Origin of the sequence: Paraburkholderia sp. FT54 (assembly GCF_031585635.1) — a bacterium.
Lineage (GTDB): Bacteria > Pseudomonadota > Gammaproteobacteria > Burkholderiales > Burkholderiaceae > Paraburkholderia.
Genome location: NZ_CP134195.1, coordinates 2,271,432 through 2,293,581 on the forward strand (window position 1 = coordinate 2,271,432; position 22,150 = coordinate 2,293,581).

General features: G+C 65.6%; 21 protein-coding genes. 15 read left to right on the forward strand and 6 right to left on the reverse strand.

All coding sequences use genetic code 11. The annotated features are described in order from the left end of the window. Window positions 1-49 precede the first annotated feature (49 nt). Both RI103_RS10580 and RI103_RS10585 read left to right on the forward strand, forming a co-directional pair. Window positions 50-1,195, forward strand: coding sequence for a glycerate kinase (locus RI103_RS10580; RefSeq protein ID WP_310811992.1), 1,146 nt, complete (start codon window positions 50-52; stop codon window positions 1,193-1,195). A gap of 62 nt (window positions 1,196-1,257) precedes the next feature. Then, window positions 1,258-1,707: a MarR family transcriptional regulator gene (locus RI103_RS10585; RefSeq protein ID WP_310811993.1), complete on the forward strand. Its 450-nt coding sequence runs from the start codon at window positions 1,258-1,260 to the stop codon at window positions 1,705-1,707. A 27-nt stretch (window positions 1,708-1,734) separates the two neighbouring features. Here RI103_RS10585 and RI103_RS10590 read toward each other — a convergent pair whose 3' ends face one another. From RI103_RS10590 to RI103_RS10600, 3 genes are read right to left on the reverse strand one after another with little or no spacing between them, the layout of a single operon-like run. Then, the gene (locus RI103_RS10590) at window positions 1,735-3,198 is read right to left on the reverse strand and encodes a DUF3999 domain-containing protein (RefSeq protein ID WP_310811994.1); all 1,464 of its coding nucleotides are present in this window, start codon (window positions 3,196-3,198) and stop codon (window positions 1,735-1,737) included. Beyond that, window positions 3,195-6,656, reverse strand: a complete 3,462-nt coding sequence (locus RI103_RS10595) for a DUF2339 domain-containing protein (protein ID WP_310811995.1) — start codon at window positions 6,654-6,656, stop codon at window positions 3,195-3,197. The genes RI103_RS10590 and RI103_RS10595 overlap by 4 nt, the downstream gene beginning before the upstream one ends. A gap of 54 nt (window positions 6,657-6,710) precedes the next feature. After that, window positions 6,711-6,860: a hypothetical protein gene (locus RI103_RS10600; protein WP_310811996.1), complete on the reverse strand. Its 150-nt coding sequence runs from the start codon at window positions 6,858-6,860 to the stop codon at window positions 6,711-6,713. Between the two features lie 247 nt (window positions 6,861-7,107). On the opposite strand from RI103_RS10600, the gene RI103_RS10605 reads away from it, so the two are divergent. Beyond that, entirely contained in the window at window positions 7,108-7,395 is a 288-nt protein-coding gene (locus RI103_RS10605) for a hypothetical protein (RefSeq protein ID WP_310811997.1), read from the forward strand. 744 nt (window positions 7,396-8,139) lie between these two features. Further along, window positions 8,140-9,477: an oxalate/formate MFS antiporter gene (gene oxlT, locus RI103_RS10610; protein ID WP_310811998.1), complete on the forward strand. Its 1,338-nt coding sequence runs from the start codon at window positions 8,140-8,142 to the stop codon at window positions 9,475-9,477. 169 nt (window positions 9,478-9,646) lie between these two features. Here the strand turns inward: oxlT and RI103_RS10615 are convergent, their stop codons facing one another. Beyond that, window positions 9,647-10,609 carry a LysR substrate-binding domain-containing protein gene (locus RI103_RS10615; RefSeq protein ID WP_310811999.1) on the reverse strand — a complete coding sequence of 321 codons (963 nt, stop codon included), beginning with the start codon at window positions 10,607-10,609 and terminating at the stop codon, window positions 9,647-9,649. Window positions 10,610-10,767: 158 nt separating this feature from the next. Here RI103_RS10615 and RI103_RS10620 point away from each other — a divergent pair, with 158 nt between their 5' ends. The 9 genes from RI103_RS10620 (at window position 10,768) to RI103_RS10660 (ending at window position 19,181) form a co-directional block, all read left to right on the forward strand. After that, entirely contained in the window at window positions 10,768-11,835 is a 1,068-nt protein-coding gene (locus tag RI103_RS10620; protein WP_310812000.1) for an ABC transporter substrate-binding protein, read from the forward strand. A gap of 57 nt (window positions 11,836-11,892) precedes the next feature. Next, entirely contained in the window at window positions 11,893-12,972 is a 1,080-nt protein-coding gene (locus RI103_RS10625) for an ABC transporter ATP-binding protein (RefSeq protein WP_310812001.1), read from the forward strand. Next, window positions 12,959-13,831 carry an ABC transporter permease gene (locus tag RI103_RS10630; RefSeq protein ID WP_310812002.1) on the forward strand — a complete coding sequence of 291 codons (873 nt, stop codon included), beginning with the start codon at window positions 12,959-12,961 and terminating at the stop codon, window positions 13,829-13,831. Before RI103_RS10625 ends, RI103_RS10630 begins: the two co-directional genes overlap by 14 nt. A 16-nt stretch (window positions 13,832-13,847) precedes the next feature. Next, the gene (locus tag RI103_RS10635) at window positions 13,848-14,645 is read left to right on the forward strand and encodes an ABC transporter permease (protein WP_310812003.1); all 798 of its coding nucleotides are present in this window, start codon (window positions 13,848-13,850) and stop codon (window positions 14,643-14,645) included. Next, window positions 14,642-15,790 carry an FAD-dependent oxidoreductase gene (locus RI103_RS10640; protein WP_310812004.1) on the forward strand — a complete coding sequence of 383 codons (1,149 nt, stop codon included), beginning with the start codon at window positions 14,642-14,644 and terminating at the stop codon, window positions 15,788-15,790. The genes RI103_RS10635 and RI103_RS10640 overlap by 4 nt, the downstream gene beginning before the upstream one ends. A 7-nt stretch (window positions 15,791-15,797) precedes the next feature. Beyond that, the gene (locus tag RI103_RS10645; RefSeq protein ID WP_310812005.1) at window positions 15,798-16,178 is read left to right on the forward strand and encodes a (2Fe-2S)-binding protein; all 381 of its coding nucleotides are present in this window, start codon (window positions 15,798-15,800) and stop codon (window positions 16,176-16,178) included. Then, window positions 16,168-17,574, forward strand: a complete 1,407-nt coding sequence (locus RI103_RS10650; protein WP_310812006.1) for an NAD(P)/FAD-dependent oxidoreductase — start codon at window positions 16,168-16,170, stop codon at window positions 17,572-17,574. Before RI103_RS10645 ends, RI103_RS10650 begins: the two co-directional genes overlap by 11 nt. Continuing rightward, window positions 17,567-18,751 carry an FAD-binding oxidoreductase gene (locus tag RI103_RS10655; RefSeq protein WP_310812007.1) on the forward strand — a complete coding sequence of 395 codons (1,185 nt, stop codon included), beginning with the start codon at window positions 17,567-17,569 and terminating at the stop codon, window positions 18,749-18,751. Before RI103_RS10650 ends, RI103_RS10655 begins: the two co-directional genes overlap by 8 nt. Window positions 18,752-18,827: 76 nt before the next feature. After that, window positions 18,828-19,181 carry a RidA family protein gene (locus RI103_RS10660; RefSeq protein WP_310812008.1) on the forward strand — a complete coding sequence of 118 codons (354 nt, stop codon included), beginning with the start codon at window positions 18,828-18,830 and terminating at the stop codon, window positions 19,179-19,181. Window positions 19,182-19,236: 55 nt separating this feature from the next. On the opposite strand, the gene RI103_RS10665 is transcribed toward RI103_RS10660, so the two are convergent. Together RI103_RS10665 and RI103_RS10670 are read right to left on the reverse strand one after the other, a co-directional pair. Further along, the gene (locus RI103_RS10665; RefSeq protein ID WP_310812009.1) at window positions 19,237-19,374 is read right to left on the reverse strand and encodes a hypothetical protein; all 138 of its coding nucleotides are present in this window, start codon (window positions 19,372-19,374) and stop codon (window positions 19,237-19,239) included. 93 nt (window positions 19,375-19,467) lie between these two features. Then, window positions 19,468-20,598, reverse strand: a complete 1,131-nt coding sequence (locus RI103_RS10670; protein ID WP_310812010.1) for an MBL fold metallo-hydrolase — start codon at window positions 20,596-20,598, stop codon at window positions 19,468-19,470. Between the two features lie 85 nt (window positions 20,599-20,683). On the opposite strand from RI103_RS10670, the gene RI103_RS10675 reads away from it, so the two are divergent. Further along, on the forward strand, window positions 20,684-21,298 hold the full coding sequence (locus RI103_RS10675) for a TetR/AcrR family transcriptional regulator (protein WP_310812011.1): 615 nt from the start codon (window positions 20,684-20,686) through the stop codon (window positions 21,296-21,298). Window positions 21,299-21,440: 142 nt separating this feature from the next. Next, a complete protein-coding gene (locus tag RI103_RS10680; RefSeq protein ID WP_310812012.1) occupies window positions 21,441-22,121 on the forward strand; it encodes an ureidoglycolate lyase in 681 nt (226 codons plus the stop codon). Window positions 22,122-22,150: the final 29 nt, after the last annotated feature.

Consider the following 22,150-nt stretch of genomic DNA (forward strand, 5'->3'; position numbering starts at 1 on the left):
CCAGTCAGTTCACCCGCCCTCGCAACGATTCCAACTCTTTAGAGACACCATGCCGAATTCGCCGTCCTCGCCCGTCGTCGTCATTGCTCCCGATTCCTTCAAAGGCTCGCTCAGCGCGGAACAGGTCGCGCAAGCGATCGCGGCGGGCATCAAGCGCGCCCGTCCCGCCGCGCAGGTGCGCATCTGCCCGATGGCCGACGGCGGCGAAGGCACGCTCGACGCCATGCTCACGAGCGGCGGCGAACGCCGCGCGCTGAGCGTGCGCGGCGCAGCCGGTCCGGTGCGCGAAGCGCTCACGGGCCTGCTTGCCGACGGCAGCGCGATCATCGAGACAGCCGAGGTCGTCGGCATTACCGATCCGGTGGGAATGGGCGTGCCCGTCGAGGCACGCAGCACACGCGGCATGGGCGAGGCGATTCGCGCGCTGATGGACGCCGGCGTGCGGCGCTTTTTCGTCGCGCTTGGCGGCAGCAGCACGAACGACGGCGGCGCCGGCTTGCTGGCCGGCCTCGGCCTCAAACTGTTCGACGCTCAGGACAATGAACTCGACGCCACGCCGGAACAACTCGCGCGTCTCGCGCGAGTGGACGTGTCGCAACTCGACGCGCGGCTCGTCGACACGCAGTTCGTCGGTATGTCGGACGTGGACAATCCCCTCACCGGCGAACACGGCGCAACCGCGGTGTTCGGTCCGCAAAAGGGCGTGAAACCGGAGCAGGTTGCCGCGATCGACGCAGCGCTTGCCCGCTTCGCCGATTTGCTCGAACCGGCACTCGGCCGCACGGCGCGCGAACAACCCGGCGCGGGCGCGGCCGGCGGCCTCGGCTTCGCGCTGCATATGCTCGGCGCGCAGTTCGAACCGGGCGCGGAAACCGTCGCGCGGCAAATCGGTCTGGACGCCGCGCTCGAAGGTGCCGACTGGCTGATCACCGGCGAAGGCCGTTCGGATGTGCAAACGCTGCACGGCAAGGCGCCCTTCATCGCCTGCCGCCACGCACAGGCAGCGGGCGTACCGGCCACGCTCCTCTCTGGCGGCGTCGACTCCGCCGCTTTGCCGCGTCTTGCCGAATATTTCAGCGGCTGCTTCTCGCCGGCGCCGGGGCCGATCACGCTGGACGTCGCAATTCGCGACGCGGCGCGCCTCCTGGCGGACGAAGCCGAACAGTTGACGCGCCTGAAGTACGGCACGCGTTGACCGGCAAGACGGTTGCGGCAACAATCACAGCGCCGCGACCGCTCACACACTACGGGAAAACTATGAAGGACACCAAAGCCGGGCTCGAACAGTTCCTGACGTACCGTCTGCATGTCCTCAACAAACTCGCCGAACGCGGCATCAGCGAACGCTATCAGGACAGACTCGGCGTGACCTTGCCCGAAGCGCGCGTGATTGCGTCGGTGGGATCCTTCGGGCCGTTCTCGATCATGGAACTCGCAAGGCATGCCAATCTCGACAAAAGCCAGGCAAGCCGCGCCGCCGAAGCGTTGATCAAGCAAGGCCTCGTGAAGCGCGAGGCGAGCGCCGACGACGGCCGCGTCGTGCTGGTCTCGCTGACTCCGGAGGGTCGCGCGTTGTATCGAAAGGTGATGCCGATCGCGCGCAAGTGGAACGGCGACCTGTTCGACTGTCTCGACGAGCAGGAAAAGCTCGCCTTCAGCCTCGCGCTCGACAAGATCATCGCCACGATGATGGCGCGTGACGAGTGACATGCGCGCCGTATGCGGGCGTTGAACTCAGCTCTTGCGGTCGCCCTGCCCGTTCACCTCGCCCGCGCCGGGATCGTTAGCCGTAGCGCCGGCTACCCCCGACCCTGCTGACCCGCGAGGTGCGCCCTCGGGCGCGACGCCCGCCTGCGCATGAGCACCACGCGCGAGCCGCCACGCGATCGCTCCAAGCGAACCGACTGCCAGCAGCAGCGCCGCCCATAGCAAATAGCGGCGCATCGCATCCGGATCCTTGCTCGCGGACTGCGCCCTCGCGGCCTGCTCGGGCGACAGCGCCTCACCCAGGCGTGCCGTCGCGGGGACCACTGAGGCGCCCATCAACAGATCGTCCCGGCTCACCGCCGAGGACGCCGTCGTCGCACTGCCCACCGCCAACGTGAAGGGCGCCGTCCCACGCGCGACGAAAGTCAGCGTCGCCGGACGCCAGCCCGCGGCCACGGTCAGTGCCCCGCTGCCAAGTCCGCCGTTGCGCGTGTCGACCACCACACGCCATTGACGATCCGTGTCGGGCGTCAATTCGAGCGAAGGATTGCTTTGCTCCACCGCGCCGTTGTGCAAGCGGAACAATGTGGCGCCCGCCACTTCACGCCACGGCGTATCCAGCCCCGTTCGCGAATAGACGACCGCGGGCGCAACCGTATTCGGCTGAGGCAGGTTCAGGCGCAACCGGTCGACGGGATACGGGCCGCCGGTGCTGAAGAAATACTCGCCGGCTTTCGGTCCCGCGTGCGCGACGATGCCTTCGCGCCACGCCCGGTCCGCGCGTTGCGCCGGGTCGGCGGCAGTCGCCTGCACCTCCATGTCCATCGACTCGACATACGGCGAGCCGTCGAGCCAGCGCAAACGCAGGTAACGCACACGCGTGCCGTCCAGTTCGATCCGGTCCTGACTCAGCGTGCTGCCGTTGTAGCTGACCTTGAGAAGCTGCGCATCGCCGGCGGGTTGCCAGTGACGCAAATCGTCACTGGCTTCGACCGTGACGCGCCCCTGGTAATTGTCGTCGCGCAGGTGCACGAGCAGCGCGCTCACCTGGCCTGTATGCGACGCGCGTCCAAGGTCGATCAGGTCGGTGTCGTGTTGCGCGCGGGACGGCGGAGCCGAGGTCGCGCGCAGCGAACCGTCGGCGGCGATCGTCACGCCGAGCGGCACGCCGGAACTGCCGGCGGCCGCGGGTGGCAACGGAAACCAGCGCGCCGGATGCAGCGTGGGCGGCGTGCGGGCGGGCTCGCGTGGCGCATCGAGCGAGTACGGCACGGGTTCGCCCGTGCCGTTGAAGATGCGCACGTCGCCCAGATCGTGGCGCTGGCTTGCCGCGTAGACGGCAGCGGGCAGTGTCACGCTGTAGTACGCGGCGCCGTCGTCGAGTTGAAGCGCAAAATGCTGCGCGAAGTCGTCGGCCGCGAGCGCGGACGCGGGCGCCCACGTCGTCAGGATCGCAAAACACCAGCCGGTCAAGGTAAGAACACGCGTCATTGCTTGGTTTCCACGACCAGATCCTTGGGCGGTAACGGCGAGAAGTAGCCGATCAGCAACAACATCAAGCCGATGCCGATAAACGAAACGATCCGTTCGATCCCGGTCACGTGAGACAGGTCGAACAGGAACAGCTTGACCACGGTCGCCGCCAGCAGCGCGCCGCCGATGAACCAGAACATCCGGCTCGCCTTGCGCGTCGCCCAGATCATCATGGCAAGCGCGCACACTGTCCAGAATACCGATATTGAGGCCTGCACGAGCATCGAGTGTGACATCGCATCGAACTCGTACGGCACGCCGGTCCAATGATGCAACGTGCGCAGCAACATGGCGTTCAGCCAGAAAAATCCGGTCGCGCCGGCCACCGCCTGCAACGGCACGCGATATTCGCCGATCGGCACGCCGAGCCGGTGAATACGCACGAGCCAGAACGCCGCCAGTGCGAACACCACCGCCTGCACCAGGTCGAGCGGATTGAGCAGAGGCAGGCGCGCCCACGTGCCGCCATCCTGCGTCAGGTTCGCGTAGAACGTCCACACCCACATCACCAGCACGAGCGGCGTCGACGCGATCGCGCACAGCCGCACGATACTGTCGCGGCGCGCGAGCCACAGCCCGGCAAAGGCAAACGCGCTCCAGCCCACCAGAAACACCTGCTGCAGATTGAACGACGCGAGCACCGCATCGATATCGTACGCCGCGTGAAAGTGATGATGCAGCGTGCGCAGAAGCAGCGCGTTGAACCATAGGAACAGTGTGGCGAGCACCAGGTAGTCCAAGGCGCGCGGATGCCATTGCACACTCAACGCGCGCAATCTGCGCAGCCATACCGCGCAGGCGACGAACGCAAGGATCTGCGCGACGTCGAGCGGATTGAGGATCGGCAGCCACATGAGCGGCGCTGCGCTGCCGTCGCTCGTCACGCTCGCGATACTCCACGCCCACAGCAGGCCGGCGAGCGGCGCCGCGGCCCATACCTGATACGCCCGCGTGAAGCGCGCAACCGGCCAGCGCAGACGGTGCCCGGCGGCCGCCAGCAATAACAGCAGCACGCCGAAGCCGTATGCCCACGCGCTCCAGCTCCACGCGCCTTCGGGCACGTAGGCCCGCAAACCCCAATAGCCTGCGAGGGCGGCGAGCGCGCCGCCCGTCCAGAACATCAGCGTATGCAGCGGCGCGAGCGGCATGTCACTGACGTCGCGCTGCTGGCGCCACAACAGCCCATACGCCGAGAGCGCGGCGAGCGCGCAAACCAGCCAGCCATAGCCGCTCACCGGCGCCACGCCCAATGTGAAGAGACCCGCTGTCAGCAACGCGAGGACCGGCACGAGCGCCAATGCCGGCAGTTCGGCGAGCGGCCAGCGTAACGTGCGGCGCACGGCGTGCGCGAGCCACGCGCTCAGCACGGCGAAGAGCGCGACGGCGGCGGTATCGAAACGGGCGTGGTCGTAAGCGAGATGGGCGCTCGCGTACGCATGGATTTCGTAAAGGCCGCCGAAAGTCCACCACAGCAAACCCCACACGCTGGCGACGAGGCCAATCTGCGGCATCCACGGGTGCCACTCCCCTGCTTCGCTGCGGCCGTGCAGACGCCATCCCGTGAAAATGCCCGCGACCGCGATCAGCACGGACGCGATGTACGCGCCGTTCAGCACCGGCCAGACGCTCGCGTCGTGGCCCTGCGTGATCGTGCCGAGCGCGTACGCACCTGCCGCGGCCAGTTGCAACAGCAGGCCGAAGGCAAACGCGGTCAGGCGCCGCTGACGCACGGCCAGCCAGGTGATCGCAGCGCCTTCGATGGCCCAGGTCGCGCTCGTCGTCGGTCCCGTGAACGCGAGCGGCACGGCGAGCGTCGCGAAGATCACCGCCAGCGCGAGGATGGCCTCGAACATCATGCCGAGGCGCTCGCGGCGTCGCGAGAGCCAGCCCGCAATCGCAAGGTAGAACGCGGCCAGCGCCACCGCGCTCCACGCCAGGCCGAACTCGGTGTTTTTCATCAACGCGGCTTGCAGGCCGATCGCCACCAGCGGCGTGCCGAACACCAGCGTGCCGTCGACGTAGTGCTTGAGCGCGATTTCGCGCCGCACCGCGTAGAGCAGCGCGATGCCGACGTACATCATGAAAAACAGGATCAGGAACGGCTCGGTGCTCGCGAGCAACTCGGGGCGGTAGGCCATCGCGCCCCACGCTGCACCGATCGAAAACGTGAACACGAAGCCGAGCAGATTCAACGGGCGCCACGCCTTGAACCAGGCAATCGCGAAGATGCCGGCGTTGAGCAGCGCGTAGTAGCTGAACAGCATCACATGACTGCCACCGCCGGTCGACAGCAATACCGGTGCGAGAAAGCCGCCCGCGCTGCCCATGAAGGCCAGCGACGAAGCGTTTTGCCGGACTGCCAGAAATGCGCTGAGCGTGCAGATCGCGACCATCAGCGGCAAGGCCGCGCCCACCGGCAGCAGATGGTAGAGCCTCGTGGCCGCGAACACGGTCAGATATAGCGCGCCGACGCCGCCGCCTTGCAGGGTCAGTCCATACGCGCCGCGTCGCTCGCCGATGCGCCAGCCGAGCACGAGCAAGGCGGTCGCGGCCAGCGCCACACCGGCGAGGCGCAATTCGATCGGCAGCAGGCTGTTGTCGGCGGCGTATTTGAGCAGGAAGGCAATGCCGAAGAACAGCACGATGATGCCGACCCGCACGACCGTGTTGCCGCCTAACAGCCAGTCGCGGCCCGCTTTGAAGAGGCGCTCCGCGAGACCCGGGCCGCGCGGGGGCGCGGCTGGCGGCGGCGCAACGGGTTGCAGCGGCGCTGACGCTGCCGGCTCGGCGGAAACGGGGTGTGCGGACGCGGCGGCCGGAGCGGTTGCTGGTGTACCTGGTGTCCTTGATGCGCTTGATGCGCTTGATGCGCTTGGTGTCCCTGGTGTGCCTGGTGTGCTCGGTGTGCTTGACGCGCTTGAAGTGCGCGGGCCAGCCGGCGCCATAGCTTCGGCGGTGCTCGAAGCCGAAGCGCGCGCGGCGACGATTTGCATGGCGGGCACCGAACCCTGTGGCCGTGCCACCTGCTCATTTGCAGGCGGGATCGCATACGGGCTCGATGCCGCGTCCGATGACCGCGGCTTGAACGCCGCGGTCTCGGCGGCCTGCGCATTGGTATCCGCAGCGCCCTCCGCGCCTCCTGCGCGCAACTGACCAATCTCGCCGCGCAACGCGACGATCTCCCGTTCGAGCCGTTCGACACGCGCCGCCAGTTCGCCCGGAGGATTCCAGCTATCAGTCGTGGCCGCTTCGGCCGCAGGTTCCGTCGCGGCACCCGAAGGCTTCTTTTGCAGCAGACGCGAAAGCGCAAAACCAGCCGCGCCGCCCAGCAGTGCACCGAGGCGGATCGAGAACTCATTCGACAGGGCGGCCAGCATGCCGACCACCGCGCCAAGCACGGTGAATATCACGCTCATCGCATCCCTCTTTTTATTGTGTTCTGTAGCGAGATCTGTTTAGTCACGCACGGATTAATCCGCGAGTATTACTTCAACCATAGGGCGAAATTCGGCGCGCAGAATACCATGTAAATCGCGCTTTCGAACCAGCACTGAAGTGAATGGCGCATATCCAGCGATGCTTGATGATTTTTCCGCCGACATTTCGCCATCGATATTCACCAGATCGATTCCCGCAGCCGCGCAAATCAGCGCCCGCGAATACCCGGATTAGATCAGCCGGCGCATTAGCAAACTGTGGCAATGACCACTACCGGAGCGCATCTCAAATGGGCATCCGGCGCGTTACGTGGGGTCGTTAATACGGCCTCGCACTGGCGGGCGCTCACAGCAAGCGGCCAACCATGTCAAAATTCGGCACCGGCCACCGGGCCTTCAATCTCCCACATTTCATCCAAGGAAAGTCGCAGTGGATATCAACAAACAGGTCGCGGCCCTCACCGCTTCAGAACTTCAGACGGCCGGCGCGAGCCAGGCCACGGCGATTGCGGTCAGCGTGCTGCTGCGCCATCTGCGCTCGCCTGAGCTGGCGAAGCTGTTGTCGTCGGCGTTCGAAAACCATCAGGCGGTGATGCTGAAAACGCCGTGGCCCGATCAGATGCTGCAGGCATTCGAATCGACCCGCCGTTTTCTCGAAGGCGCCGCGCAAGCGGATCTGCCGGGCACGCAAACACCCTCGCAAACGCCGGACGCATGAGCGCGGCCAGTTTCTACCCGAGGCGAACGGAGTAAGGCGACCTCAAACTTTCGCTTGAACTTCTAAAAAACGGTCATTCGGACCGCACCTAAAAAGGTGCGATAAAAACCGCCATTCGAATTGAATTCTGTCGCCTCGAATGTCAAGCCAAATGACGGCAACGGCCTCCTCGTCGAGTGCGTTGCCGGGGCTTATGGACACTTGTGACTTTGATTCGCGGAAAGCGCCACCTGCCGCCACGTCGGCGCGGGCGACTTGAGCGCGACACTACATCATCGAGACTACGCGCCTCCCTGTATCAAACGCGACACAGTCGCCGCGTGTATGCAGTTGCATGCCGCGCGTGGCCCGTGAGCTTCCGTTTCCGCGCCAAACTCGCGCACCGTCTCGATGACTCGACATCGATGAGCATCGAAATTTCTTTCAAACAAAAAACTAACATTACTTTTAGCTTTCATCTATAAAGGCAGAAGCATGTTGCGAACACGCCTTGTCTCGCTGCATGTCCTCGGCCCGCCGGCATTGCCAGCGGGCTTTTTTTTTGCGGCGAACCCATGCTGGCGCTTACATACGATCAGCTTTCGTTCCCAGCCCTACGTGGTGACAACCCTAATTATTCTTTCACTTGACTTACTTGATATATCACATACTGTATGGGGTAGATCACCAGCTAACAAGCCGGTGGCGGGCGGAGAAGCCACGTTGGCCCCGCAAACATCAGGTAGCCAGGCCTAGGAGACAGTCATGAGCACGGATCATCAGGGAGGGGCGTCGTCGTGGAGGGCGTCGCCGTGGGTGCAGCTCGTATTTGGTGTGATTTGCATGGCAATGATCGCGAACATGCAGTACGGCTGGACGTTGTTCGTGAATCCGATCAACGAGAAATACCAGTGGGGTCGCACCGCGATCCAGGTTGCATTCACGATCTTCGTGGTGACGGAAACGTGGCTTGTGCCGATCGAAGGCTATCTCGTCGACAAGTACGGTCCGCGTCCCGTCGTGGTCGTCGGCGGCCTGCTTTGCGCCGTGGCATGGGCACTCAACTCGGTGGCGTCGTCGCTGCCGCTGCTGTATATCGCGGCGGCCATTGGCGGCGTCGGCGCGGGCGCGGTATATGGCACTTGTGTGGGCAACGCGTTGAAGTGGTTTCCGAATCGCCGCGGACTCGCCGCGGGGATAACCGCGGCCGGCTTTGGCGCAGGGTCGGCGGCCACCGTCGTGCCGATTGCCAGCATGATCAAGAGCAGCGGCTACGAAGCCACGTTCCTCTGGTTCGGTCTTGGCCAGGGTGTCATCGTCTTCGTACTCGGTCTCGCGCTGCTCGCGCCGCCGGCCACTCTGCTCGCGACGGCGAAGAGCGCGGTGCAGCGCGTGGTCTACAACGCGACGCCACGCGAAGTAATTGGCTCACCGGTGTTCTGGGTCATGTACCTGATGTTCGTGATGATGGCGGCGGGCGGCCTGATGGCGACCGCGCAGCTCGGACCGATCGCAAAAGACTTCGGTCTGCACGATTCGCCGGTTTCGCTGCTCGGATTGACCTTGCCCGCACTGACCTTCGCGCTGACCATCGACCGCGTGCTGAACGGTTTGACCCGGCCGTTCTTCGGCTGGATCTCGGATCGCATCGGCCGGGAAAATACGATGTTCATTGCGTTCGCCATCGAGGCGGTCGGTATTCTGGCGCTGTCGAAGTACGGCCAAAGCCCGGTGGCGTTTGTGCTGCTCACCGGCATCGTGTTCTTTGCATGGGGCGAAATCTACAGCCTGTTCCCCGCCACTTGCGGCGACACGTACGGACCGAAATTTGCCGCCACCAACGCTGGGCTGCTGTACACGGCGAAGGGAACGGCCGCGCTGCTGGTGCCGTTCACCAGCGTCGTCACGGCGATCACGGGCAGCTGGCACGCGGTGTTCATGCTCGCATCCGGAATGGCCGCAGTGGCGGCGCTGCTCGCGCTGTTCGTGCTGAAGCCAATGCGTCGCGCGTACGCGGAACAGCACGCCGCGCCGGCTCTGGAGATGCCGTATGGTGCGTCGTTCGTCAGTGACTCGGCTCGAGTTTCGGCCGACGGTGGTTAATCGGCGAGGCAGTTGAGCGGTTTCCGGTCGACTGTGAGCGCCAGGGTCCGGGCAGTCCTTTCCTGACCGGACCGAGACGAATCACGAACGTTTCGACGGACTGGAACCGGAAAAACATTGGGCCGCCTAGCGGTGCCTGGTCGGGGCCGCTAGTTGGCGGCCGCCCGATTCAAAGCCTGTCTCCTCCCGCCTCGGCCCGCGACCGCCCTCGTCCTGCCGCGCTGCGCGCCGGCGCCACGACCTCTGCGAGCAGTTCCTCGTGCAGCCCGCGCAAGACTTCGACGAACGCCGACGCCAGCCGCTCTCGCGGCCTGTGCGGAGGAAACAGCAGATAGGTCTGAAAACGCGTGGCCGGCAGGAACGGGCGAATCGCGATATCCGGCCCGGCGAAGTCGCGCGCGACGATCGGGTGCGCGAGCGTCACGCCCATGCCGTGGCGAACCATCTCGCAGCACATCGCGGTGTATTGCGCCTCGATCGCCATGACGCGCTGCACGCCCGCGCGCTGGAACACCTCGTCCATCAAGGTGCGCGTGCCGTCACCGTGACACAGCGAAATGAACGACTCGCCCTCCAGGTCCTCCGGCTTGATGTTGCGCTTCTTCGCCAGCCGATGCGATGCCGGCATCACGCAAACCGCAGCCACGTCCGCTAGCTGTTCGACCTCGCAATCGGACGCCTCGCTGACATATACCGCCACGCCGAGATCGCAAAACTGCGACGCGGTCCAATGATTGACCGTGCCCGACGTATTCACGTGCAGCGACACGGTGACATCAGGAAACAGCTCGACAAAACGTTTGATGGCGTGCGGCACCAACGTCATGCCCGCCGAAGGCATCGCCGCGATGCGTAGACGCCCGCTGCCGAGATTGCGAATCTGCGCCGCGGCATTCGCCAACCCTTGCAAGCCGACAAAGGCGCGTTCGACTTCGCGAAAGAACGCCTCACCCTCGCTCGTTGGAATCAGCCGCACGCCGCTGCGCTGAAAGAGTTGCAGCCCCGTGTCGCGCTCGAGTTGCGCGATCAGACGGCTCACGTTCGGCTGCGACGTGAAGAGCGCCTTGGCCGCGGCGGTCATCGACCCCGACACCATCACCGCGCGGAACGCCTCGATGTGCTTGAGATTCATCCGTATTCTCCCTTAGACGACGCCCTTCAACCCATATCATCCATACATAGATAGGTATTTTATTCGTATTGGACGACATGACCAGCCAGCGCGACACTGCATTCTAACGACGGGCAGCGAAGCCCGCCTCCCCCACACCGGTACTGGAGATCGTCGTCATGAGAAGAGCGCTGCATCGCCGCCTGTCCGCCCCGTCCCACACCGCCGTCGCTGCGCTTATATGCGCTTGCGCCGTGGCCGCTCCGCGCTTCGCGCAGGCCGAGACAACGCTCTATGTCGCCAACGTCGGCGGCTCGAACGAGCAGATCTACCGGCAGAAAATCATCCCGCCGTTCGAGAAAGCGCATAACGTCAAGATCGTTTACGTCGCCGGCAATTCGAGCGATACGCTCGCCAAGCTGCAGGCGCAGAAAGGCCATCAGCAGATCAACGTCGCGGTGATGGACGACGGTCCCATGTACCAGGCGATGCAGCTCAACCTGTGCGCGAAGCTCGACGACGCGCCCGTGATGAAAGACGTCTACCCGCTCGCGAAGCTCGGGCCGAGCGCGATCGGCGTCGGCATGGTGGCCACGGGCATCGGCTACAACGAAGAGGCGTTCAAGAAGGCCGGCCTGCCGCCGCCCGACTCGTGGAAGGCGCTCACCGACAGCCGCATCAAGGGCAAACTCGGTGTGCCGCCGATCACCAACACCTACGGCCTGCATACGCTCGTAATGCTCGCGCGGCTTTCCGGCGGCGGCGAGAAGAACATCGATCCGGGCTTTGCCGCGATGACGAAGCAAGTCGCGCCGAACGTGCTGTCGTGGGCGCCGACACCCGGCGAGATGGACGGCCAGATGCAGTCCGGCGACGTGATCCTCGCGCCGTATGGCAGCGGCCGGGCGGTGGCCTTGCAGAACACGGGCTTCCCGCTCAAGTTCATCTACCCGAAGGAAGGCGCGGTCGCGTTGCAGGTGGCGGCCTGCGCGGTCGCAGAGAACGCCCAGCCGCAGTTGTCGCAGCAGTTCGTGCAGTACCTGTTGAGCCCGGAAGTACAGATATTGCAGGCGCAAGGCATCGGACTGGGTCCGGTCAACAAGACCGTCAGGCTCACGCCCGACATCGCCGCACGCGTGCCCTATGGTCCCGAACAGGTCTCGAAGCTGACCGCGATGGACTGGGCCACGATCAACCAGCATCGGACCGAATGGACCGAACGCTGGAACCGTTCGGTGGAACGCTGAAGTGCGGCACCAGCAGGTTCCTCGCGCGGCGCGCGATCTGATGAAGGAGCGAGGCGCATGGCCTTCCTGACTCTGCAAGGCATCTCGAAACGCTACGGCGATTTCACGGCGGTCGATCAACTCGATCTTGCCGTCGAACGCGGCGAACTGCTCTCGCTGCTCGGACCCTCCGGATGCGGCAAGACCACCACGCTGCAAATGGTCGCGGGCTTCGTCACGCCGACCACGGGCCGCATTCTGCTCGATGGCCGCGACATCACTTACGAGCGTCCTGAGAAGCGCGGCATCGGCGTGGTGTTCCAGAGTTATGCGCTGTTTCCGCACATGACGGTGGCGGGCAACGTCGGCTTCGGGCTGGAGATGCGCAAGGTCAGGCGCAAGGAGCGCGACGAGCGCGTCGCCGAAGCGCTTTCCCTCGTGCGTCTGAAAGGCCTCGGGCACCGCTATCCGAAGGAACTGTCCGGCGGCCAGCGGCAGCGTGTGGCGATCGCGCGCGCCATCGCGATGCAGCCGGAACTGCTGCTGCTCGACGAACCGATGTCCAATCTCGACGCCAAGCTGCGCGAAGAGATGCACATCGAATTGCGCGCGATCCAGAAGCGCCTCGGCATCACGACGATTCTCGTCACGCACGATCAGGTCGAAGCGATGACCATGAGCGACCGCATCGCGGTGATGCATCGCGGCGCCATTGCGCAACTCAGCACGCCGTATGACGCGTACGAGCGTCCCGCCACGCCGTTCGCCTCGACGTTCCTCGGGCGCACCAACGCGTTTTCCGGCGAAGTGCTGCGGCGCAATCCGCGCTGCGCGGAAGTCGCCGTCGCCGGCACGACGCTGCATGTGCCCCACGAAGGCCGTCATGTCGACGGCACGGTGAACGTCTATATCCGTCCGGAAAAGGTTCATCTGGCCAATGGCGATGCCCGCCTGCGCGGCCGCATCGCGACGCGTGTCTTCGTCGGCAATCAGTGGCTGCTCGAAGTGGACACCGAACTCGGCAAGCTGCGCGTCGCGCAACCGAACCACGGCGCACCGCCGCCCGAGGAAGGCCACGAAGTCGGCCTCGCGTGGACCGACGACGATCTGCGCGTGCTCACGCAGGATAATCCGGAGAGCGCTCATGGCCACGCTTGACGACGCCCGTCCCGGCGCCGCGCCGTGGCTGCTGTCGGGGCCCGCGCTGCTGCTGTTCGTCGGCTTGCTGTTAGTGCCGCTGCTGCTCACGCTGATGCTGTCGTTCCGCGTCTTCAGCGATACGGCGGGCGTGACCGCCGCCTATACGCTCGCGAACTACTGGGAAGTCGTCAGCGACCCGTACTACGGCACGATCTTCCTGCGCACCGCCGGCCTCGCCTTCGCCGTCACGCTGCTGTGCATCGTGCTCGGCGTGCCGGAGACCATCGTGCTCGCGCGCATGAAGCGTCCGTGGCAGTCGCTGTGTCTGTTGGTCGTGCTCGGCCCGCTGCTCATCTCCGTGGTGGTGCGCACGCTCGGCTGGCAGATTCTGCTCGGCAACAACGGCGTGCTGAACAACCTGCTGCAGGCACTGCACGTCACCGACGAACCCATCCGCCTCGTCTTCACGATGACCGGCATGATCATCGCCCTTACGCACGTGCTGGTGCCCTTCATGGTGATGTCGGTGTGGGCGACCATGCAGAAGCTCGACCCGCAGGTGGAATGGGCCGGCCGCTCGCTCGGCGGCTCGCCGTTCGCGGTGTTTCGCCGCGTGGTCCTGCCGCAGATCATGCCGGGCGTGCTGTCGGGTTCGATCATCGTGTTCGCCTTGTCGGCATCGGCGTTCGCCACGCCGGCGCTGATCGGCGGCAGGCGCCTCAAGGTGGTCGCCACCGCCGCCTACGACGAGTTCCTCGGCACGCTCAACTGGCCGCTCGGCGCGAGCATCGCCGTGCTGCTGCTGATCGCCAACGTGGCGATCGTGATGGGTTGCAGCCGCCTCGCCGAACGCCGCTTCAAGCACATCTTCGATTGAGCCACGGAGAGCGATCATGAAACAGAACGGCATTCTCGGCCTCGTCTACAACGCGTTCTTTCTGACCTTCATCCTCGCGCCGCTCGCGGTGGTGATGCTGGTGGCGTTCACCGACAAGGGCTTCATCTCGATGCCCTTCGATGGCGCGTCGCTGCGCTGGTTCCGCGCGATCATCGAGAACGGCGACATTGTCGCGGCCTTCTGGCTGTCGGTGCGGCTCGCGTTCGCCGCGGCGAGCATCGGCGTGCTGCTCGCGGTGCCCGCCGCGCTGGCGATCGCGCGCTATCGCTTCCCGGGCCGCGCCGCGCTCACGAGCTTCTTCCTCTCGCCGATGATGATTCCCGCGGTCGTGCTCGGCATCGCGTTCCTGCGCTTTCTGTCGCTGCTGCATCTGTCGGGATCGTTCTGGTCGCTGGTCTGCGCGCACGTCGTCATCGTGCTGCCGTATGCGTTGCGGCTCGCGCTGTCGTCGGCGGCCGGGCTCGATCGCGATGCCGAACGCGCCGCGCTCTCCTGTGGCGCGAGCCGCTTCACCGCGTTTCGCCGCGTGGTCCTGCCGATGATCCGCACCGGTGTGGCGGGCGGCTGGGTGCTCTCGTTCATCCAGAGTTTCGACGAACTGACCATGACCATCTTCGTCGCGACGCCCGGCACGACCACGCTGCCCGTCGCCATGTACAACCAGATCGCGCAGACGATCGATCCGCTGGTCGCTTCGGTGTCGGCGGTGCTGATCGTCGGCACGGTCCTCCTGATGATCCTGCTCGACCGCATGGTCGGACTGGATCGCATTCTGATCGGAGAAACCCGATGACATTGATAAGCAGCGCCAGCCCCAACGTCCTGGCGGATGTGGTGGTCGTGGGCGGCGGCCTCGTTGGTTCGGCCGTGGCCTACGGGCTCGCCCGCGAAGGCGCGCGCGTGACCGTACTCGACGAGGACGACGGCGGCTTTCGCGCATCGCGCGGCAATTTCGGCCTCGTCTGGATTCAGGGCAAGGGCTATGGCCTGTCGCCTTATGCACGCTGGTCGCGCAGTTCGGCCACGCGCTGGCCGGGACTCGCGCAAGCGCTCCTGAAGGAAACGGGCGTGGACGTCGCGTTGCGTCAGCCAGGCGGCTTTCACTTCTGCTTCAACGACAACGAACTCGCCGAACGCGAGAAACGCCTCTCGACGCTGCAAGCCGAGCTCGGCGATTACCCGTACCAGATGCTCGATGCCGCCGAAGTCCGCGAACGCATTCCGCAAATCGGCCCTGCGGTGATCGGCGCGAGCTATTCGCCGATGGACGGTCACGTGAATCCGCTCAAGCTCCTGCGCGGCCTGCATACCGCCATGCAGGCGCGAGGCGTGCGGCTCGTGTCGGGCGAACGCGCGGAGCGCATCGAACCGCAAGCGCAGAGCTTCGTCGTGCACGGAAAGCGCGGGACGTATCGCGCGGCGCGCGTCGTGCTCGCCGCGGGGCTCGGCAATCGTTCGCTCGCGCCGTTTGTGGGACTCGACGCACCGGTCGCGCCGAATCGCGGGCAGGTGCTGGTGAGCGAGCGCGTCGCGCGGTTTCTCGACTATCCGACGCTCAACGTGCGCCAGACCGACGAAGGCAGCGTGCAGTTCGGCGATTCGATGGAGGAAGTCGGCTTCGACGATTTCACCACCACGCACGTGCTTGCCGACATCGCCCGGCGCGGTGTGCGCGCGTTCCCGATGTTGCAGCACGTGCGGCTCGTGCGCATGTGGGCCGCGTTGCGTGTCTACAGCCCCGACGGCTTTCCGATCTACGACCACTCCGAGGCGCACCCCGGCGCGTTCGTCGTCACCTGCCATAGCGGCGTGACGCTGGCGGCCGCGCATGCGCTGCGCGTCGCGCCGTGGATCATGGGCGCGCCGATGCCCGAGGAACTGCCCCATTTCTCCGCGCGCCGCTTCGAGCATGCCGGCGAACTGATTCACGCTCATTGAATTCGACATGACTACCCAATCGACTCACACGCTTTTCAAGCCACTGCCGGGCGCGCAAGGCGCGGCCGCCACGCATGTCGGCATCTGGTTCAACGATCAGCCGCTGTCCGTGCCGGGCGGCTGCTCCGTCGCGGCCGCCCTGCTCGGCGCGGGGATATCGCGCTTTCGCGCGACGCCCGTGTCCGGCGCAGCGCGCGCGCCCTTCTGCATGATGGGCGCGTGCTTCGAATGCCTCGTCGAGATCGACGGCATGCCGAGCCGCCAGGCCTGCATGGTCGAAGTCAAAGCCGGCATGCGCATCCGCTCGCAGGAAGGCGCGCGCGATCTGCCGCCCTTCGGCACGGCTGGCATCACCGACGCACCGCTGGAGAACGCCCATGACCGCTGATTTCGCTTCGCAAGCCGTCGACGTCGTCGTAGTCGGCGCCGGACCCGCCGGCATGAGCGCGGCGACGCGCGCGGCGCGCGCCGGCCTCACGACCGTGCTGATCGACGAACAGGACGCCGTGGGCGGCCAGATCTATCGCGCCATCGGCCGCGCCGATGCGCGCCGCAAGGAGATTCTCGGGCCGGACTACGCGGCGGGCGCCGCCGTCGCCGAAGCATTCGCCGCCTCCGGCGCGCGCCACCTGACGAATGCGAGCGTGTGGCAGGTCACGCGCGAGCGCGGCGTCAATTATTTGCAGGACGGCAAGATCGGCAGCTTCGACGCGCAGCGCGTGATTCTCGCCAGCGGCGCGCTGGAGCGGCCCTTTCCGATTCCCGGCTGGACGCTGCCCGGCGTGCTGACGGCGGGCGCGGCGCAGATCCTGTTGAAGAGCGCGGGCGAAGTGCCCGCCGCGCCGCCGGTGCTCGCGGGCTGCGGACCGCTGCTGTATCTGCTCGGCTGGCAATACGTGCGTGCCGGCGTGCCGATCCGCGCGCTGGTCGATACCACGCGTCACGAAGACCGCTGGCGCGCGAAGCGCCATATGCTGGCGGCGCTGCGCGCGTGGCCGTTCCTGAGCAAAGGCTTGCAACTGATCCGCACGCTGCGCGAAGCGAAGGTGCCGATCTTCGAGGCGGCGGACGATCTGCGCGTGGAAGCGCGCATCGGCACGGATCACGTCGAGCGCGCCGCCGCGCTGCACTTCACGACGCAAGGCACGGCGCATCGTCTCGAAGCCGATGTGATCCTGCTGCATCAAGGCGTCGTGCCGAACACGCAATTCACGCAGGCGCTGCGCGCCGCGCACCGCTGGGACAATGCGCAACTGTGCTTCACCCCGAAAGTCGATGCGTGGGGCGAGCTGGACGTGCCCGGCATCTTCGTCGCGGGCGATGGCGCGGGCATCGGCGGCGCGCAGGCGGCAGCCTTGCAGGGCACGCTCGCGGGCCTCGCGGCGGCCGCGCAGTTGGGCGCGATCACGTCCGCGGCGCGCGATGCCGAAGCCGTCGCGCAGCGTCGCGCGCTCGCGGACGTCATGCGCATCCGGCCTTTTCTCGACGCCCTTTATCGTCCGCGCGACATCAACCGCATTCCGCGCGACGAGACCGTCGTGTGCCGGTGCGAGGAAGTCACCGCGGGCGAATTGCGCAAGTTCGTCGAGCTCGGCTGTGTCGGACCGAATCAGGCGAAGTCGTTCGGGCGCTGCGGCATGGGCCCGTGTCAGGGACGCATGTGCGGTCTCACGGTGACGGAAGTGATCGCCGATGCGCGCCGTGTCTCGCCCGCCGAAGTCGGCTATTACCGCATCCGTCCGCCGATCAAGCCGCTCACGCTCGGAGAACTCGCCGGTGAATGACACGACCGGCATCCACGAAGCCGATGTCCTCGTGGTCGGCGGCGGGCTGCATGGCACGAGCAGCGCGTTCCACCTGGCGCGGCGCGGCGCGAAGGTGATCGTGCTCGAAGCCGATTATGTCGCGCGTCATTCGTCGGGCGTGAACGCGGGCGGCGTGCGCACGCTGGGCCGTCCGTTGGCGGAGATTCCGCTCGCGCTGATGTCGCGGGAAATCTGGCACGGCATGAGCGAGCTGCTCGGCGAGAATGGCGGCTTCGTTGCGTCCGGTCAGTTGAAGATCGCGGAAACGGATGATGAACTCGAAGCGTGCCGCCAACGCGTCGCGCTGCTCGAATCGCATGGATTCACCCACGAGAAAGTGATCGACCGCGACACCGTGCTCGAACTCGAACCGGCGCTCGCGCGCCATGTCACCGGCGGCATCTGGGTCGAACGCGACGGCTACGCGCTGCCTTATCGAACCACGACGGCGTTCCGCCTCGCCGCGCAGCGGCTCGGCGTGCGTTTTCAGGAAGGCACGCCGGTGCGCCGCATCGAGCAGCGCGGCACCCGATGGTTCGCGCTCACGCCGCATGGCACGTTCAGCGCGAACCAGTTGCTCGTCACCGCGGGCGCATGGTCCGGTGAATTGGCGAAGCAGGTCGGCGAGCCCGTGCCGGTGCGTCCCGAAGGTTTGATGCTGATGGTTACGCACCGCGTCGCGCCCTTCTGTCGTGCGACGCTCGGCGCAACGGGCCGGCCGTTGTCCTTCAAGCAGTTCGACAACGGCACGGTGGTGATCGGCGGCAAACTGATCGGCATTGCGGATCTGGCGAATCGTCACGGCGAAGTCGATTTCGTGCGCCTCGTGCGCAGCGCACGCACCGTGACCGATCTGTTTCCTCATCTGCGCAATCTCGGCGTCAACCGCGCGTGGGCCGGCGTGGAAGCCTTCACCGACGATGAACTGCCGGTGATTTCCGCGAGCCGCCAGGCGTCGAATCTGTATTACTCGTTCGGCTATTGCGGCAGCGGCTTTCAGCTCGGGCCGGGTTGCGGCAAGCTCGTGTCCGAACTGATGCTGGACGGCAAGCCCTCGCTTTCGCTCGATGCGTTTGCCATTGATCGTTTTGGCCGCGCGGCGGCGGCTTCCAGCCTTGGTGCTTCGCATCTCGCTTCGCATCTCGTTACGCACTGACTGATTTTTTCCGCCGCGCCCTTCAGTCGATGCGCGCGGCGGCTTCGTTCGCCTTTATTCAAATGGAGAGATTGTCATGACCGATATCGTTCGTATCGACACCAACCAGCGTATGAGCCGCGTTGTCAAAGCCGGCGGCCTCGTGTTCGTCGGCGGCCAGACTTCCGCCGATCACAGCCCGGACGTGAAACTCCAGACCGCCAAGGTGCTGGAGAAGATCGACGGCTATCTGGAGAAAGCCGGCATCGACAAGACGCGCCTCGTTTCGGCGCAAGTCTGGCTCGCGGACATTGCCCGCGATTTCGCGGGCATGAACGAAGTATGGGACGCGTGGATTCCGCAAGGTCATGCACCCGCGCGCGCGACGGTGCAAGCGAAGCTTGCCGCGCCCGAGTTGCTCATCGAAATCGCGGTCGTGGCGCTGGGTTAAGAGGCGCTGTCATACAGCGCCACCGGCTGACCGGTGACGGCGCCCGGCCGGGAGGCTATTGCCCGTGATACGCGGCGAGAAACCCGTCGGACGCCACCTCGTCCGCGAGCGTCCGCAGCATCGCGGCCCTCACCCGGCTGACGCAGGCCGTCATGCCCGCGTTCGTGTCGTGAAACGGAGGCGTGATCGTCAATATCGCTTCCGTGCTGGCAATCCATTCGTTGCCCGTCAGCGCCGTCTACAGCGGGACTAGCGCGGCCTCAGGCAAGGCGGCGCTCACAAGCGATCACGAAGACTTCGCGTCTTCGGCATTGCGCGCCGCACACAGGCGCCATGCAGCCTTTGGCGCAGCGACGCTGGTGGCGAGATGGCGCCACCAGCGTTCACCGCGATGCGGCGCGTCCAGATCCAGCCGCTCGCCCATGCGGGGCGTCGACAGCGCGACACCGCGCGCGAGGGCCAGTGCCATCACCCTTTCGAATGGCTCCTGCCAGCGGTGCATCGCGAGGTCGAAGGTGCCGTTGTGGATCGGCACGAGCCAACGGCCGCGCAGATCGATGTGCGCCTGCACGGTTTCTTCGGGCTGCATGTGAACGTACGGCCATTGCGCGTCGTAGGCGCCCGTCTCGACCAGCGTGACGTCGAACGGCCCAAGGCGCTCGCCGATCGTCCTGAAGCCATCGAAGTAACCGGTGTCGCCGCTGAAAAACACACGCAGATCGTCGTCGACGATCACCCACGACGCCCATAACGTACTGTTGCCGTCGAACAGGTTGCGGCCGGAAAAATGCTGCGCGGGCGTAACGGTGAACTGCACACCGTCTACCTCGGCGCCTTGCCACCAGTCGAACTGCCGCACCTTCGACGCGTCGATGCCCCATTCGATCAGCCGGTCGCCGACGCCGAGCGGTGTCAGAAACACGCCGGTGGTCTGCGCGAGCGCGAGCACCGTTTCGCGGTCCAGGTGGTCATAGTGGTCATGCGACAGGATCACGCCGCGCAGCGGCGGCAACTCGGCGAGCGCGATCGGCGGCGCATGGAAGCGCTTCGGCCCGAGACGCCGGAACGGCGAGGCACGCTCGGCGAACACGGGATCGGTCAGCCAGAACTGGCCGCGCAGCTTCAGCAGCAGCGTCGAGTGGCCGAGCCGGTAGAGGCTGCGCTCGGGCGCCGCATCGAGCTGCGCACGCGTCAGCGCGTCGACGGGCAACGCCCCTGTCGGCGCGGTGCCGCGCGGCTTGTTGAGCAACACGTTCCACGCAATGCCGAGCGTCTTGCGCAGGCCTTCGGCGGGACGCGGTTTGACGTTGCGAAAGCGTTCGCCGTCATGCTGCGGCGAGGTGCTGGACAACGCGCGACCGCGTTGCGCGGCGTTCACGCCAAGCACGCGACGGACAAGGGCGGAAAGCGACGTCATGAGGTGGGCCGTCCTGATAGAAATGTACACTCGGCAGTGTAGTTTATTTTTGAGAAAAGTAAACTGACCGGTGTAAAATCCGCTCATGGATCCCAGTGCCACCCACCAACGCCTGACTGACCGCAAGCGGGTCGCCATCGTCGGCGCCGCGATCGAGGAATTCCTCGCGGCCGGCTACGACGCGACCAGCATGGACCGTATCGCCGCCCGCGCGAACGTCTCGAAACGTACGGTCTATAACCATTTCCCCAGCAAGGAAGTCCTTTTCGCGGCGATTCTCCATCAACTGTGGGACGCGAGCCAGAGCGGCGATGCGCCCGCCTATCGCGCCGACCAGCCGTTGCGCGCGCAGTTGCTCGACCTTTTGGGCCGCAAGCTGCGGCTGCTCACCGACGAGTCCTTTCTGTCGCTTGCACGTGTGGCGATCGCGGCCGGCATCCATTCGCCGGAGCGAGCCCGGGACATGGTCGCCCGCCTCGGCGAACGCGAGGAGGACCTGACCGTGTGGGTCCGGGCAGCCGTCGCCGACGGCCGCCTCAAAACCGACAACCCGCTCCTTGCGGCGTTGCAGTTGCAGGCGCTGGTGAAGGCCTTCGCGTTCTGGCCACAGGTGACGATGGGTCAGGCGCCGCTCGATGAAAAGGAGCAGAAGCAGGTCGCGGAATCGGCCGCTGACATGTTCCTCGCATACTATGCGTGAGCAGACGTCGGGCGCTTGCCGGCCCGCTTCCGACGTCAGGTCCGACATTGTCCCCGTGGCCGTTTCCACGTGTGCGAGGGTCGGCCAAACGCCTTGTTCGAGCCTCTGTGCTGTGTATTTTCGACTCATGTAAATTGTACCCATGTCCCAAAAAATCGATTACCTCAACCCCGCCCTTCCTGCTGGCCTCCGGCGCGTGACGATGCCCGTGGTCGACGCGACCCCAACGACGCTTGATGGATTTGGCAGGCTCGTGACAGACCCGAGCGAGTGCCCGGTCGAGATTGTGCAGTGGCCAGCGGTCGGAGCAAGGCCCATAGACCCTGGCACCGGTGATGAAGCCGGCACGACCGAAGGCACGTTTGTCAGCGAATGGCGCGGAGATATTCTCTACGGTCGAAACGAGGCTGTGGGCGGTGACTACATTCTTGCGTACGCAACGGAGCCCGAAGCTGCCCGCGACGACCACCCCCATGCACCGGAACGGATGCTGCTTTGGCACGCGAACTACCACCCGGATGGCGGACAACTGTTCTTTCCTCTCGACCATCGCCCGTTCTATGTTCCTTTGGCATTGCCCGGGGACGACATTGCGCCAGAGAAGTTCGTGTGCTTTCGCTTCGATGGACAGCAGGGTCTCTACATCCATCCAAACATCTGGCATGAGGGGGTGTTCGCTCTTGGAGGCATACAGCGGTTTTTTGATAAGCAGGGCGCCGTCCACGCACGCGTGTCCGTCGACTTTGCCCGCGAGTTTGGTTGTCTTCTCGAGGCGCCGATCGCGAGCGATGACCGACTGACTGGCCGAGGCGGCGACCTGTAGCGGCAGGGAGCGCGCCGCGACGACGGGCA